This is a genomic window from Streptomyces sp. NPDC056486 (assembly GCF_042795295.1).
Classification (GTDB): Bacteria; Actinomycetota; Actinomycetes; order Streptomycetales; family Streptomycetaceae; genus Streptomyces.
Window position 1 is genome coordinate 1 of sequence record NZ_JBHTSF010000026.1, and the last position, 14,605, is coordinate 14,605.

13 protein-coding genes are annotated in these 14,605 nt (G+C 68.6%); 11 read left to right on the plus strand and 2 right to left on the minus strand.

Annotated features, from left to right (window positions below; all coding sequences use genetic code 11):
- Positions 1 to 52 precede the first annotated feature (52 nt).
- The 6 genes from ACFQ7F_RS13560 (at position 53) to ACFQ7F_RS13585 (ending at position 6,019) form a co-directional block, all read left to right on the plus strand.
- Positions 53 to 1,039 (plus strand): YihY/virulence factor BrkB family protein, encoded by a 987-nt coding sequence (locus ACFQ7F_RS13560; protein WP_383269988.1) that lies wholly within the window; start codon positions 53 to 55, stop codon positions 1,037 to 1,039.
- A gap of 158 nt (positions 1,040 to 1,197) precedes the next feature.
- Entirely contained in the window at positions 1,198 to 1,569 is a 372-nt protein-coding gene (locus ACFQ7F_RS13565; protein ID WP_383270102.1) for a phage holin family protein, read from the plus strand.
- Positions 1,566 to 2,006: a DUF3618 domain-containing protein gene (locus tag ACFQ7F_RS13570; protein WP_383269989.1), complete on the plus strand. Its 441-nt coding sequence runs from the start codon at positions 1,566 to 1,568 to the stop codon at positions 2,004 to 2,006. Before ACFQ7F_RS13565 ends, ACFQ7F_RS13570 begins: the two co-directional genes overlap by 4 nt.
- A complete protein-coding gene (locus ACFQ7F_RS13575; protein WP_383269991.1) occupies positions 2,003 to 2,269 on the plus strand; it encodes a DUF4235 domain-containing protein in 267 nt (88 codons plus the stop codon). The genes ACFQ7F_RS13570 and ACFQ7F_RS13575 overlap by 4 nt, the downstream gene beginning before the upstream one ends.
- Positions 2,270 to 2,416: 147 nt before the next feature.
- Positions 2,417 to 4,303, plus strand: a complete 1,887-nt coding sequence (locus ACFQ7F_RS13580) for a family 20 glycosylhydrolase (RefSeq protein WP_383270104.1) — start codon at positions 2,417 to 2,419, stop codon at positions 4,301 to 4,303.
- A 69-nt stretch (positions 4,304 to 4,372) separates the two neighbouring features.
- Positions 4,373 to 6,019, plus strand: coding sequence for an alpha-L-fucosidase (locus ACFQ7F_RS13585; RefSeq protein ID WP_383269993.1), 1,647 nt, complete (start codon positions 4,373 to 4,375; stop codon positions 6,017 to 6,019).
- A 67-nt stretch (positions 6,020 to 6,086) separates the two neighbouring features.
- Here the strand turns inward: ACFQ7F_RS13585 and ACFQ7F_RS13590 are convergent, their stop codons facing one another.
- Positions 6,087 to 6,551, minus strand: coding sequence for a hypothetical protein (locus ACFQ7F_RS13590; protein ID WP_383269994.1), 465 nt, complete (start codon positions 6,549 to 6,551; stop codon positions 6,087 to 6,089).
- A gap of 62 nt (positions 6,552 to 6,613) precedes the next feature.
- On the minus strand, positions 6,614 to 7,630 hold the full coding sequence (locus ACFQ7F_RS13595; RefSeq protein ID WP_383269996.1) for a LacI family DNA-binding transcriptional regulator: 1,017 nt from the start codon (positions 7,628 to 7,630) through the stop codon (positions 6,614 to 6,616).
- A 251-nt stretch (positions 7,631 to 7,881) separates the two neighbouring features.
- Here ACFQ7F_RS13595 and ACFQ7F_RS13600 point away from each other — a divergent pair, with 251 nt between their 5' ends.
- The 5 genes from ACFQ7F_RS13600 (at position 7,882) to ACFQ7F_RS13620 (ending at position 14,515) form a co-directional block, all read left to right on the plus strand.
- Positions 7,882 to 9,189, plus strand: a complete 1,308-nt coding sequence (locus ACFQ7F_RS13600; RefSeq protein ID WP_383269997.1) for an ABC transporter substrate-binding protein — start codon at positions 7,882 to 7,884, stop codon at positions 9,187 to 9,189.
- 23 nt (positions 9,190 to 9,212) lie between these two features.
- The gene (locus tag ACFQ7F_RS13605) at positions 9,213 to 10,166 is read left to right on the plus strand and encodes a carbohydrate ABC transporter permease (RefSeq protein ID WP_383269999.1); all 954 of its coding nucleotides are present in this window, start codon (positions 9,213 to 9,215) and stop codon (positions 10,164 to 10,166) included.
- Positions 10,167 to 10,258: 92 nt separating this feature from the next.
- The gene (locus ACFQ7F_RS13610; RefSeq protein WP_383270105.1) at positions 10,259 to 11,104 is read left to right on the plus strand and encodes a carbohydrate ABC transporter permease; all 846 of its coding nucleotides are present in this window, start codon (positions 10,259 to 10,261) and stop codon (positions 11,102 to 11,104) included.
- Positions 11,105 to 11,179: 75 nt separating this feature from the next.
- Positions 11,180 to 12,487: a glycosyl hydrolase gene (locus ACFQ7F_RS13615; protein WP_383270001.1), complete on the plus strand. Its 1,308-nt coding sequence runs from the start codon at positions 11,180 to 11,182 to the stop codon at positions 12,485 to 12,487.
- A 309-nt stretch (positions 12,488 to 12,796) separates the two neighbouring features.
- Positions 12,797 to 14,515 (plus strand): recombinase family protein, encoded by a 1,719-nt coding sequence (locus ACFQ7F_RS13620; protein ID WP_383270003.1) that lies wholly within the window; start codon positions 12,797 to 12,799, stop codon positions 14,513 to 14,515.
- Positions 14,516 to 14,605: the final 90 nt, after the last annotated feature.

Below are 14,605 nucleotides of genomic sequence, written 5' to 3' on the forward strand. Positions count from 1 at the left end.
GCGTATGTCCGAACCGTGCATGGCCGGGCCGAAGCGGGTTACTCCGGGGAGTATGAACGGGACATCGGATGCCGAGTACAGCGCGGACCGCGAGCCGGCCGAACCCACGCAGTTGCCGAAGCGGTCCTGGCGGGCGGTCGTCACCGGCGTGGTCCGGGAGTTCAAGGACGACGAGCTGGCCGACCGGGCCGCGGCGCTGACCTACTACGGGGTCCTTTCACTGTTTCCTACGCTCTTGGTCCTTGTCTCTCTCCTCGGTGTCGTGGGGGAGTCGGCCATCGACTCGCTCCTCAAGAACCTGGAGAAGCTCGCGCCCGGTTCGGCGAGGGACATCATCAGCGACGCCGTCGAGCAGTTGCGGGGCCAGGGCGGTGTCGGCTCCGTCATAGCGGTGGTCGGCCTCGTGCTTGCCGTGTGGGCGTCCTCCGGGTACGTGGGGGCATTCATCCGCACGGCCAACGCCGTGTACGACATGCCGGAGGGGCGGCCCGTGTGGAAGGTCCTTCCGGTCCGGGTGGGCGTGACGGTGGTGCTGCTGACGCTGGCCGTCATCAGCGCGCTCATCGTGGTGTTCACCGGCGGTCTCGCCCACACCGTGGGGTCGGCCCTGGGGGTCGGTGACGCGGCGCTGACAGCGTGGTCGATCGCGAAGTGGCCGGTCCTCGTCGTCCTGGTGACCTTCATGATCGCGCTGCTGTTCTGGGCGACGCCGAACGTGAAGGGCCGCGGTTTCCGGTGGGTCAGCCCCGGCAGCGTGATCGCGCTGCTGATCTGGCTGATCGCCTCGGCCGGATTCGCCTTCTACGTGGGGAACTTCAGTTCCTACAACAAGACCTACGGCGCGCTGGCCGGAGTGATCATCTTCCTCGTGTGGCTGTGGCTCAGCAACATCGCGATCCTGCTCGGCCTGGAGTTCGACGCGGAGCTGTCCCGTCAGCGGGCCATCGCCGGCGGTCTCCCTCCTGAGGAGGAGCCCTACGTACCGCCCCGCGACACCCGCGCCTGGGACGAGCAGGACCACCGGCGCATGGAGGAGTGACGCCGCCCGGCGTGATCGCGTCCACCGGCCATGTGCCGATCGCGGAGATCGGGGTACTCGGCCGCAGAACAGACAGGAGGTTGATGACGATGGCCCAGGCAGACCCGCACACCACAGGCCGTGACAGCGGCGGACGAACCGCCCCCACCAGTGAGCCGGTGGGCGATCTCGTACAGCGCGCGGCACAGCAGCTGTCGGAGCTGGTGCGCGGCGAGATGCGGCTGGCTCAGGCGGAGATGAAGGAGAAGACCAGGCGTTACGGCAAGGGCAGCGGGTTGTTCGGGGGAGCCGGTCTCGTCGGCTTCCTCACCCTGCAGGCTCTCGTCGCCACCGCGATCGCGGCGCTCGCCGTGCCGCTTCCGGTGTGGGCCGCGGGTCTTGTCGTCACCGCCGTCCTCGGTCTGATCGCCGCGGTACTGGCACTGACCGGCAAGAAGGAAGTCGGCAGGGCCGCCCCGCCGGTCCCCGAGCAGGCCATCGGCGGCGTGAAGGCCGATGTCGCAGAGATCAAGGAGAGTGCACAGCGATGACCCAGTCCCACGACAAGCACACCGCCGGAGCCGGGGAACTGCGCGCGAAGGTCGAGCGAACCCGTCACGATCTGGGAGAGACGGTCGAGGCGCTTGCGGCCAAGGCGGACGTCAAGGCACGCGCACAGGACAAGGCGGTCGCGATCAAGGGCCAGACGGCCACCAAGGCCGCGGAGCTGAGCGGTCAGGCGGTGGCGAAGGCCACCGAGGCCGCCCACGTGCTCCAGGACAAGGTGCCCGACCAGGTCAAGGACAAGGCGGCCACTGCCACCGGGCAGGTGAAGGCAGCGGCCGAGCAGGCCACCGAGGTGTGGCAGGACAAGGCGCCGGAGCAGGTCCGCAACCACCGCACCGCGTTTCTCGCGGCCGGCGGCGCGACGCTCTTCGTCACGTACGTACTGGTGAGGCGCAAGCGGAAGCAGGGGAGCGCGGTGTGAAGGCATCGAAGATCGCGTACAAGCCGGTCGGCCTCGCTCTCGGCGCGCTCGCCGGTATGGCCGCGGGCGGGCTCTTCAAACAGGCGTGGAAGGTGATCGGACACGATGACGACGCTCCCGATGCCACCGATGAGGACCGCGACTGGGGCGAGATTCTGCTGGCGGCCACTTTGCAGGGTGCGATCTTCGCGGTGGTCAAGGCGACCGTCGACCGTGGTGGCGCGGTCGCCGCGCGCCGGTTGACGGGCACCTGGCCGGGCTGACGGAGGCCGTAGCCCGTGTCCCTGGTCCAGTGTCCCGTAATTCATCCGATGGATCGATGCAGGGCGGCGCAAATGTCCAAGTCCCCGCCGAGAGCAATGCATTGACACCCTGATGAGGCGCTTGAATCATCGGATGTCATGACTGACATGCGCATGATTTTGGCGCCCCGTGCGCGGCTACGCCGACTCAGAGTCGTCGCAGTGGCCCTGCTGCTGCTCGCGGCACCGGTCCCGGCGGCCCAGGCCGCCGGGACCCCGCAGCCCGCCACGGACCCGCCCCGCACCGTCCCCGCGCTCGCCGACTGGACGCCGGGGAAGGGGAGTTACGCCTACGGTCCTGCCACCCGCCTCGTCGCGCACGGGCAGGCGGCGCGCGAAGTCGCCCGTACCCTCGCCGACGATCTGCGCGCCGCGGGCGAAGGCCGGGTGCCGGTCACGGGAAGCGCCCCGCGCGACGGCGACATCGTGATCGACGTCGCTCCCGCGCGAAAGCCGCTCGGCGCCGAAGGGTACGAACTCCGTGCGGGCAAGCGCCTGACGATTACCGGCGCGACCGGCGCCGGAGCCTTCTACGGCACCCGCACCCTCCTTCAGCTCCTCGCCCGGAGCGACCGCGTACCGGCCGGACGCACGGTCGACGTGCCCCGGTACAAAGAGCGCGGCGTGGGCGTCTGCGCCTGCTACATCCACATCTCGACGCCCTGGCTGGAGAACCTCGTACGCGACATGGCGTACAACAAGCAGAACCAGCTGCTCCTCGAACTCAAGGTGAAGAGCGACAAGCACCCCGAGGCCAACAGCTGGGGCTACTACTCCAAGAGCGAGATACGCCGTCTCGTCGCCCTCGGCGAGAAGTACCACGTCACGATCATCCCGGAGATCAACTCCCCGGGCCATATGGACCCTTGGCTTGAGAAACGCACCGACCTCCAGCTCACCGACTCCGACGGCAAGCCGCAACCGTCGCGCCTGGACATCACCAAGGACGAGGCCTTCGCGTACTACACCAGCCTCATCGACGAGTACGCCGAGGTGTTCCCCGCGAAGTCCTGGCACATGGGCGCCGACGAGTACATGCTCGGCTCCGACTTCGCCAAGTATCCCCACATCCTCGAATACGCGAAGAAGAAGTACGGCGAGAACGCGACCCCGCAGGACGCCTTCGTCGACTTCGTGAACCGCGTGCACGCGTACGCGGCGGACAAGGGCAAGCAGCTGCGCATCTGGAACGACGGCCTGACCGGCGCGAACACGGTCCCGGTCGCGGCGGGGACGAGCGTGGAGCACTGGCTCGACGTGAAGACGAAGCCCAGCCAACTCATCGCGCAGGGCTACCCGTTGCAGAACGCCGCATACTCCCTCTACCTCGTCCGTGGCGGCTTCCACACCGACACCAAGGCGCTGTACGACAAGGCGTGGGACCCGCGCAGCTTCGAGGGCGAGAAGCTCGCCTCGCGGAACGGCATCACCGGCGCGAAGATCAGCCTGTGGCCGGACAACGGCCGGGGCGAGACGGAGAACGAGGTGGCGGCCTCCATGGCGATGCCGCTCAGCCATGTCGCCCAGGTCACCTGGGGATCCGCGCATCCGGATCCGACGTACGCCGACTTCACCGCACGCGCCAAGTCGGTCGGACACGCGCCGGGTTGGCGGGATCTGACGAAGACGCCGGTGACGGACGGAACGTACACCCTGCGGGACGCCAAGGGGCAGGCGGAGCCCGCCGCCCACGAGATCAAGCGCACCGCCGACGGCTACGTCACGCTGAAGTCCCCGGCGGACGGCACCTGCCTGGAGACCCGCAGCGGAAAGCTCACGCTCAACGTGCCTCTGGAGCCCGGCAGTTCGGTCACTCAGGAGACATGCGACGCGGCGAACACCTTGCAGCGATGGCAGCTGGTGAAGGCGCCGGGCGGCTACCGGCTGACGAACGCGATCACGCGCATGTCCGTGTATGTCGCCGATGACGGGCGGCTTCAGCAGTACCCGGCGGATCAGCGGACCCCGGCGACCTGGACCGTGACCGCTCGCTGAATCCGCTGACAGCCCGCTGACCCCGCTGATCCCATCGCCCCGAGAATCGACAGGGAGACCGGCACGCCCATGACTCTCAGCAGACGTCTTTTCGTGACCGCCGCCGTCACCACGGCGGTCGCCGCGTCGAGTAGTTCCCTCGCGCTCGCCGCACCCGGCTCCGTGGACACGGCCGCCAAGGCCGCTCCGGAACCGCCCTTCCGCATCCCTATCAGCCCCAAGGACTCCCCGGACGAGGTCGTCGCCAAGGCCTCCCGAGTCCGGCCCACCGAACGGCAGATCGCCTGGCAGCGTCTTGAGCAGACCGCGTTCCTGCACTTCGGCGTCAACACCTTCACCGGCCTCGAATGGGGCACGGGCGACGAGGACCCCGACGTCTTCCAGCCGTCCGGCCTGGACACCGACCAGTGGGCACGGGCCTTGCGCGACGGCGGATTCAAGCTCGCCATCCTCACCGTCAAGCACCACGACGGCTTCGTGCTCTATCCCTCGCGCTACACCAAGCACAGTGTGGTGAGCAGTAGTTGGCAGGGCGGAAAGGGCGACGTACTGCGCTCGTTCGCCGACTCGCTGCGCCGGTACGGCATCAAGGTGGGCGTCTACATCTCGCCCGCCGACGAGAACCAGTATCTGCACGGCGTCTACGCCAACGGCAGCGCCCGCTCGCGGCGCACCATTCCCACGCCGGTGGAGGGTGACGACCGCGCGGACGCCGCCGCCGTACGATCCTTCACCCTCGACGCGACCGACTACGGCGCGCACATGCTCAACCAGCTCTACGAGGTGCTCACCGAGTACGGGCCCGTCGACGAGGTGTGGTTCGACGGGGCGCAGGGGCGCATCCCGCCGGAGAAGGTCGAGACGTACGACTGGGACAGCTGGTACGCGGTCATCCGCGCCCTGGCCCCGGACGCGACGGTCGCCGTGCGCGGGCCCGACGTCCGGTGGGTCGGCAACGAGGGCGGTCTCGCGCGCGAGAACGAGTGGAGCGTCGTCCCCGTCAAGGACTCGGGGAACGGGAGCATCGACTACGCCCTGAAGTACGACGCGCCCGACCAGGGGAGCCGGGAGGCGCTGGCCGATGCGCGAGCCGTCGCCCAGTACGTGCAGTGGTGGCCTGCGGAGTGTGACGTCTCGATCAGGCCGGGGTGGTTCTACCACGAGGACGAACAGCCCAAGTCGGTCGAGCAGTTGACGGACATCTGGTTCCGGTCGGTGGGCCGGAACTCCGTGCTGCTCCTGAACATCCCGCCGGACGAACGGGGGCTGCTCCCCGAGGCGGACGCGGCGCGCCTTCGGGAGTTCCGCGAGCGGATCGGCCGCGAGCTGCCGCAGGACCTCGCGCGAGGCGCGCGGGTCAGCGGTGACGGTCGCCGCCCGTCGTACGCCGTCGACGGCGACCCGGACACGGCGTGGGCGTGCCCGGCACCCTCCCGGGGGACGCTCACCGTCGATCTGGGCAAGGCGCGCGAGGTCGACCGGATCCGGCTCGGGGAGGAGATCCGGCGCGGGCAGCAGCTGGAACACGCGGTGATCGAGGCGCGGGTGTCCGCCGGGGCCGGGTGGTCCCTGGTGACGGAGGTGGACACGGTGGGGGCGAGCCGGGTCCTCACGCTCGCCGCGCCGGTGCGGGCGCGGGAGTGGCGGCTTCGGGTCACGGGGTCGCGCGGGGCGGTGCGGGTGGCGGAGTTCGGCCTGTACCGGTCGCGGGTGTAGGGGAAAGCCTCTCGGAGGCCGTGCTCGTGGACGACGTCGCCCGCGAGCACGCCCCCGTCCACTTGCCTCACGAGGGCCAGTCGACCCCGCCGTTGCGCACCGTCAGCGGACTGGTCTCGTCGTCCTCGTAGAACCTGGTCCAGCCGACGCGTACGGAGCCGTCGAAGCGCTCGTGGTGGCTCGCGGCGTTGGCCGCAAGCCAGGTGAGCAGTTCCCCGACGAGATCGAAGTCGTCCGGGTGGATCTCCTGCCGAGCTGTCAACGCCCAGCCGTCCTTGCGCCGGAGCAGCACGGAGGTGAGAGCTCCGGCTATCTTGGAGGCTGTGCCATGGCATCCCAGGAGCGGCACGGGGGTGTCCTCCGTGACGAGTTCGCCCCGGTCGTCCTCCACCACGACAGGGAACTCGCGCACCACGGTCAGCGTCACCGGCCGAGGGCCCAGGCCGAGATGCCACCGGAGCTCGGCGATCTCCCCCTCGGAGAGATCGTCACGCAGGTCCAGCGCAATCGAGAGTTCGTAGCTGTCCGCCATACCGGCACAGTACTGGCGGGGTACGACAGGCCCGCTCGCCGGGCAGGGGAGTGAGGGACAGCTCAGCCCCCGGCCACCCGGCCCGTGCTCTCCCGCTCGATGAGTGTGGGCAGCGGTACCTGGACCGTGGCCGCGGGGCCGTCGTCCAGGAGTGACAGGAGCTCGCGGGCGGCTGTCCGGCCGAAGGACATCGTGTCGCGCGAGAGCGCCGTCAGCCAGGGGTGCACCATCCGGCACAGCGCCGAGTCCTCCCAGGCGATCACCGATACGTCCCCCGGTACGCCGAACCCGAGCGAGGCCGCCGCGGCGACCCCGGCGACGGCCATGACGTCGTTGTCGTACACGAGCGCCGTCGGCGGTGACGCGGCGGAGAGCACGCGCCGTGTCGCCGCCGCTCCCTCCGCGTCCGAGTAGTCCGTGGTCACCGAGCGGACCTCGGACAGGCCGCGCCGCTGCGCCTCGGCCCGCAGCGTGCGGATCCGCCGCTCCGTGTGGGCGAGTCCCGGCAGACCCGCGATGTGCACGATGCGGCGGTGACCGAGGGCGTGCAAGTGGTCCACGATCGACGCCATCGCGCCCGCGTCGTCCGCCCAGACGGTGGAGAGAGCGGGGTGGTGCGCGTCCGGGTCCGGCACGCCGCCCGTGACGACGGCGGGCAGTCCCAGCTCGTCGAGGAGCGCCGGGCGGGGGTCGTCCGTGCGCGGGTCCACGACCAGGACGCCGTCCACCCGACGCTCGGCCCACCACCGCTGGTAGACCGCGCACTCGGCGGTCACGTCCTCCGCCACCTGGAAGAGCAGGCCGAGCTGACGCTCCGCCAGGACCTCCTGGATCCCCGAGATCAGCTGCAGGAAGAACGAGTCGACGCCCAGCGTCCCGGCGGGCCTTGCCACCACGAGGCCCACCGTCGCCGAGCCCTCACCGGACAGTGCGCGCGCTGCCGTGCTCGGGTGCCAGCCCAGCTGCTCGGCGACCCTGCGGACCCGGTCGCGGGTGATCTCGGAGACTCCTGGCCGGTCGTTGAGCGCGAAGGACACGGCGCTCTCGGAGACTCCGGCACGGCGCGCGATGTCCTTCATGGTCGGCCGGCGTGCCGGGGACCGCTTGCCTTGCACCGGTGATGCCCCTTTCCTGTGGCGCGCAGACTAATGCGCTTGAGCCAGCACACTCTAAAGCGCATTAGTCGATCCCCGCAAGAAGTCGAACAGAACGCTCTGACCTGCATAGTTGGCGAGGTGAGCAAGGATTGGTCAACGAATCCATTGACTTTTTACCGCAGTTCCATGCAAGGTCTGCCTCACGCTGGGCCGAGCAAAGGAGCCGTTTCACCGTGCGCATCTCCCACCACCCCCGCATTCCCAGAAGGGCAGCCGCCGCTGCCGCCGCCCTTGCCGTGCTCTTGCCGCTGAGCGCCTGCGGCGAAGGAGGTGACGGCGGCGGCTCGACGGACGCGTCCGGCAAGATCGAGGGCGAGATCACCTTCCAGACCTGGAACCTGAAGGCCAACTTCAAGCCCTACTTCGAAGGCGTCGTCGACGGCTTCGAGAAGAAGTACCCGGGCACGAAGGTGAACTGGATCGACCAGCCCGGCGAGGGCTATGCCGACAAGATCAGCGCCGACGCCGCAGCCGGCACCCTCCCCGACGTCGTCAACGTCTCGCCCGACCTGGTGGCCCCGCTCGCCAAGGCCGGCCTCGCGCTCGACCTGGACAAGGCCGCGGGGAAGTACGAGAAGGAGTACCTGCCGGGGGCGTGGAAGAGCCACCAGATACCGGGTACGGAGGGGACGTACGCCTTCCCCTGGTACCTGAACACCGGGCCGCTCTTCTACAACAAGCGGCTCTTCGAGAGTGCGGGGCTCGATGCCGACAAGCCCCCGAAGACGTTCGACGATCTCTTCGACGACGCCATGCAGATGTCGAAGAAGAGCAAGGGCAAGACCGCCACGCTCGCCAACATCCCGACCATCGAGGACTTCGGCCGCTACGGCGTGCCGCTGATGGACAAGGACGGCACCAAGTTCACCTTCAACAGCGCCAAGGGCGTCGAACTCCTCAAGAAGTACAAGGAGTTGTACGACGTCAAGGCGCTCGACGGCCAGGCGCTCAACGCGACGCCCGAGTCGACGGGCAAGAAGTTCCTCACCGAGGCCGTCGCCATGAACCCCGGAAGCGCCCTGGATCTCGGCAAGTTCAAGAAGGACGCCCCCTCTCTCTACAAGAACATCGGGATCACCCCGCAGATCACCAACACGGGCAAGGACAACATGTACGTGATGGGGGTGATGGTCAACACCCGCACCAAGCAGACGCCCGCCGCCGTGGCCTTCGCCCACTACGTGACGGACGCCCAGCACCAGATGTCCTTCGCCAAGAAGGTCGCGATCTTCCCCAGCACGGAGGGCTCGCTCGACGACCCGTACTTCACCAAGGGGGACGGGACGGATGACACGCGCGTGCGCATCGAAGCCGCCAAGTCCATCAAGACCGCGGTGAATTACACGCCCGTGCTGTTCAGCGAGCAGATGAAGATCGAGCTGCGCAACAGCGTGGGCAAGGCCCTGCAGGGCAAGGAGAGCCCCAAGGAAGCGCTTGACAACGCTGTCAAGAACTGCGACCGGCTGCTGAAGCAGAGCTGAGAAGACGACACGGGACCCCCACCATGAAAAGCTCAAGCGCCGCCACGGCTTCCCGTGCCGCTGCCACCGTTCCCCGTGCCGCCGCCGATCACGGCCCACGGCGCCGCATCAGGCGTCAACTGCCCTCAAGCCCTTGGCTGTTCGCCGCGCCCGGGCTGCTGATCGTCGGCATCTTCATCCTCTACCCGTTCGTCAGCACGCTCATCAACTCCTTCACCGACAAACGGACCCTGATCCCGGGGGAGTACGTCGGCCTGGACAACTTCCGGGAGCTGCTGCACGACGACATGTTCTGGATCGGCCTGCGCAACTCGGCGCTCTACATCGTCGGGGTCGTCCCCGCGCTCGTACTGCTGCCGCTGCTGCTCGCGATGCTCGTCCAGAAGCACATCCCCGGCATCACCTTCTTCCGGTCCGCGTTCTACACGCCGGTGGTCGCGTCCATCGTCGTGGTGGGCCTGATCTGGGTGTGGATGCTGGATGAACGGGGTCTGGTCAACGCGGTGCTCGAAGCGGTGGGGGTCGGCTCGGTCGGCTTCCTCAGCGACCAGTGGCTGCTTCTGTTCAGCGCCATGGCCGTCACGGTCTGGAAGGGCCTCGGCTACTACATGATCATTTACCTGGCGGCCCTCGCCAACGTGCCGCGCGAACTCCACGAGGCCGCCTCGGTGGACGGCGCGGGCGCGGTGCGCCGCTTCTTCACGGTCACCGTCCCCGCCGTGCGCTCCACGATGGTCCTGGTCGCCGCACTGTCATCGGTCGCCGCCTTCAAGGTGTTCACCGAGGTCTACCTGATGGCAGGGCCCAACGGCGGCCCCGCGGGCGAGGACACCACGCTCGTGATGCTGGTGCAGCGCGTCGGCACCGGCCTGACCGGCCGCGTCGGGTACGCGTCGGCCATCTCGGTCGTCGTCTTCATCGTCACCGTCGCGCTGATGCTGCTCGTGCTGCGCGCGGACCGGAAGGAGGACGCGTGAGCATCGCGACGACGGACACGCACAAGACCGGGCAGGCGGAGAAGAAGGCCCAGGGGAAGGCCCGCAAGCCCGGCGCCCGCAAGCGCGGGCGGATCACCGACGAGAACGGCCGCAGGATGCCCGTGTGGGAGATCGTCCTGCGCTACGCACTCCTGCTCGCCGTACTGGCGGTGATGGTCGGCCCCTTCCTGTGGCAGCTGTCCACATCCCTGAAGGGGCCGCACGAGAACATCTTCAGCTCTCCGCCCAAGTTCCTGCCGAGCAACCCGACCTTCCACAACTACGAGCGGGTCGCGGACACCATCCCCGTCTGGGACTACGCGCTCAACTCGCTGAAGGTGGCCGCCGCCAACGTGGTGACCAACTGCGTGGGCGCCACCCTCGCCGGGTACGCCCTCGCGCGCCTGCGCTACCGGGGCCGCAGAGCGGCCACGCTCGTCTTCATCCTCGCCATGCTGGTGCCCGTGGAGGGCATCATCATCGCCCAGTTCACGACCATGCGGGAGCTGGGCCTGAACAACACCCTCATCGGTGTGCTGCTGCCCGCCTGCGTCTCCGCGCTCAACGTCCTGCTGATGCGCAACGCCTTCCTGAACCTGCCGTACGAGATCGAGGAAGCGGCGTACGTCGACGGCGCGAACGTATGGCAGCGGTTCCTGCGGATCGCCCTGCCCGCGGTCAAGGGAACCCTCGCCGTGGTGGCGATCTTCGCTTTCATGGGCGCGTGGGACGACTTCCTGTGGCCGCTGATCGTGCTGAGCGACCCGAACAAGTTCACCCTGACCATCGGCCTGAACTATCTGCACGGCACCTTCGCCAACGACGAACGGCTCGTCGCCGCGGGCACGGTCATCGCCGTCCTTCCGCTGATCGTGCTCTTCGCCTGCCTGCAGCGGTACTTCTTCCGCGGGGTGGGCGAGGGAGCCGTCAAGGGCTGAGCCGCCGCCGTACTTCACCACCCGCACACCGGGCCCCGCACCGGATCCCCCGCACCCCGGAGAACCAGGACTCGCATGCCTAGCACCACTCGTGTGCCTTCTGCCGACACACCGCCCGTACCGTCCGCATCGCCCGCATCGCCCGCATCGTCCACGCCGCGCTTCGGTGCGAACTACACGCCGAGCCAGGGCTGGTTCCACCACTGGCTCGACTTCGACATCGACGCCGTGCGCGCCGATCTCGACGCGATCGCCGCGCTCGGCCTCGACCACATCCGGGTCTTCCCGATCTGGCCGTACTTCCAGCCCAACCGCACCCTGATCAGGCCGCGCGCCGTGGAACAGCTCGTCGCCCTCGCGGACGCCGCGGCCGAGCGCGGGCTCGACGTCAACGTCGACGGACTGCAGGGGCACCTGTCGAGCTTCGACTTCCTGCCCGCGTGGACACAGACGTGGCACCGGCGGAACATCTTCACCGATCCGGATGTGGTGGAGGGGGAGGTCGCCTACCTGCGTACGCTCGCCGCCGCCCTTGCCGACCGGCCCAACTTCATCGGCATGACCATCGGCAACGAGGTCAACCAGTTCTCGGCGGGACCGCACCCCGATCCGGACCGCATCACGCAGGAGCAGGCGGGGGAGTGGCTGCGGCGGGTCCTCGCCGCGTGCGAGGAGGGGGCGCCCGGCAAGCTGCATCTGCACGCCGAGTACGACGCCGCCTGGTACCAGGACGACCAGCCCTTCACCCCGGCCCAGGCCGCGCGGCTCGGCGGCGCGACCGCCGTGCACTCCTGGGTGTTCAACGGCACGGCCCAGCGGCACGGCCGTGAGGGGGTCGCCACCGCGCACCACGCGGCGTACATGATCGAGCTGTCCAAGGCGTGGGCGGACGATCCGCACCGCCCCGTCTGGCTCCAGGAGGTGGGCGCGCCCGCTCCCCTCATCCCCGCCGAGCACGCGGCGTCCTTCACCGGGGCGACGGTTCAGGCGGCGCTCGACTGCGCGGATGTGTGGGGGGTGACGTGGTGGTGCTCGCACGATGTGTCGCGGGGCCTTGCGGACTTCCCCGAACTTGAGTACAGCCTCGGTCTGCTGACCAACGACGGGCAGGTGAAGCCGGGGGGTGAGGCGCTGGCCCGGATCGCCGAGGAGTGGCGGGGGCGGGAGTATGCGCCTGCGGTGCGGGCCACTGCCGTGGTGGTGGACGACTCGACCTCGGCGCGGTCCGCGTGCGCGCCCGGGGGTGCGGTGTTCGACGCCTTCATGGGCCTCGTCGCGGACGGGGTCCGGCCCACCACTGTGCTGGCCAGTAGGGCTGATGACTCGGCGCACTTGGCTGCGCGGGGCATCAGGGAGGTCGTGCGGGCGGGGGAGGTCGGCTAGGCCCAAGACCTTTCCCCAACCCCGCCCCTTCCCGGAAACCGTGCCTGCGCCCCGGACCTACCTGGGGGCTCCGCCCCCAGACCCCCGCTCCTCATACGCCGGAGGGCTGGATTTTCAGCCCGTCCGGCGTTTGAGGACGAACTCGGCGGAGCCGGTGATTGACGGCAACCAAGGCCCCTGCGCAGCAGGCTTTCGGGAAGCCCCGATGTTCCAGACTGACAGTTCTGGAGCCGTCGGGTCATGGTCACATCGTCGCAGGTCAAGGGCACCGGATCGGTGCGTGGGAATTCGCCGGTCTCTACAGACAGCATGAAGGCAACCGAGACAGCAGCGATCGCGGGGCGGGAGACCCTGCGGGGCGTGCGGTGCATCCGGCTGTCTGTCCGCACGGACGAGACGACCAGCCCAGAGCGGCAGCGCGAGGCCGACGACATTGCGGCGGCATCCCTCGGTATCGAGTTCGGCGAGGGCGACCAGGTCCGCGAAGCCGTCGACCTTGACGTAAGCGCGTCAAAGATCGGCCCGTTCGACCGTCCGCAGCTCGGCGGTTGGCTCGCTCGACCCGACGCGTTCGACGCCCTGGTGTGGTGGCGCTTTGACCGTGCCATTCGGTCGATGAGCGACATGCACGAACTCGCCAAGTGGGCGAAGCAGCACCGCAAGATGCTCGTCTTTGCCGAGGGGATCGGCGGGGGTCGACTGGTGTTCGACTTCCGCAATCCCATGGACCCAATGTCCGAGCTCATGATGATGATGCTCGCCTTTGCCGCACAGGTGGAGTCACAGAGCACCAGCGATCGAGTCACCGGGGCACAGGCGGCCATGCGTGTGATGCCGCTGCGTTGGCGTGGCGGGGGTCGGCCCTCATTCGGTTACATCCCCGTTCCGATGCCCGCCGAACACGGTGGAGTGGGCTGGACCCTCGCGCCGGACCCCATCGCGGTACGCGTCATCGAGCGCATCATTGCCCTTCTGCTTGCGGGCACGTCGCTGCACAGCATTGCGAAGATCCTTAATGCTGACGGAGTTCTGTCCCCGTCCGCCCACTGGGCAGCGCACCAGGCACGCAAGAAGGCCGAAGCCACGGGCGGTGTCGTCGAGAGCCCCGATTCGGAGAAGAAGCCCGCACAGTGGCGCTCACAGACCATCGGCAAGTTGTTGGCGAACCCCGCGCTCATGGGGTGGAAGGTCTCGGGCGGTGTCCCTGTGCGCGACGACCAGGGCGCACCCGTCATGGCCACCACAGCCCCCATCCTCACCCGCGAAGAGTTCGACCAGGTGGGCGCGCTGATTGCCCCCAAGCCCACGGCGGAGAAGGCGCCCGAGCGCCCCGACTCGTCCGCGCTGTTGCTGCGCGTCATCCACTGCGCGGGCTGCGAGGGGCGCATGTACTTCAGTCGGTCCTCGGACAACTACGGGTGCAGCTCGTACAAGTACGGGACGCACTGCCCGGCTCCGGCCACCGTCCGTGGAACGTGGGTGGACGACTACGTGAGCGCCGAGTTCATCAAGGCTGCCGGACCCGTACAGATCACCCGCGTGACAGAAATACCTGGCTACGACCCGCAACCCGAGATTGATGCCACCGTGGCCGAGATGGAAGACCACGACCAACAGCGCGACCGGCGCAAGTCCAAAGCTGGCATGGCGGCTTGGCAGAAGCGCGCCGACTCCTTGGAAGCGCGCTTGGCCGAACTGGAAATGCGAGAGAAAACCATGACGCGACGGGACGTTGTACCTACGGGGCGCACCTTTGCGCACGACTGGAACAGCGGTGACACCACGGCACGGCGCACCATGCTCATCGACGCGGGGGCGCGTCTGACGGTCAAGCGCGGAACCAAGGGCGGGTGGCGCACCCTGGATCTCCGTCGAGTCGAGTTCACCATCAGCGGCGACCTGGACCCAGCCATAGAAGAGGCCGTCACCGAAGCCGAGAACACCGCCAGCGAGGCACGCGGCGACACTCCCACACCGGGCAGCACGATCAAGCCCGGCAGGCAGCAGAGCCACCACCTAGCCGCCTGACAAACCACACCCGCCAGCCCCGGACCGTCCATGTGACCGCCGGGGCTGCCTGGTGTCCGCAGCGGAACCCGATCTCCCCCATGCCGAGCC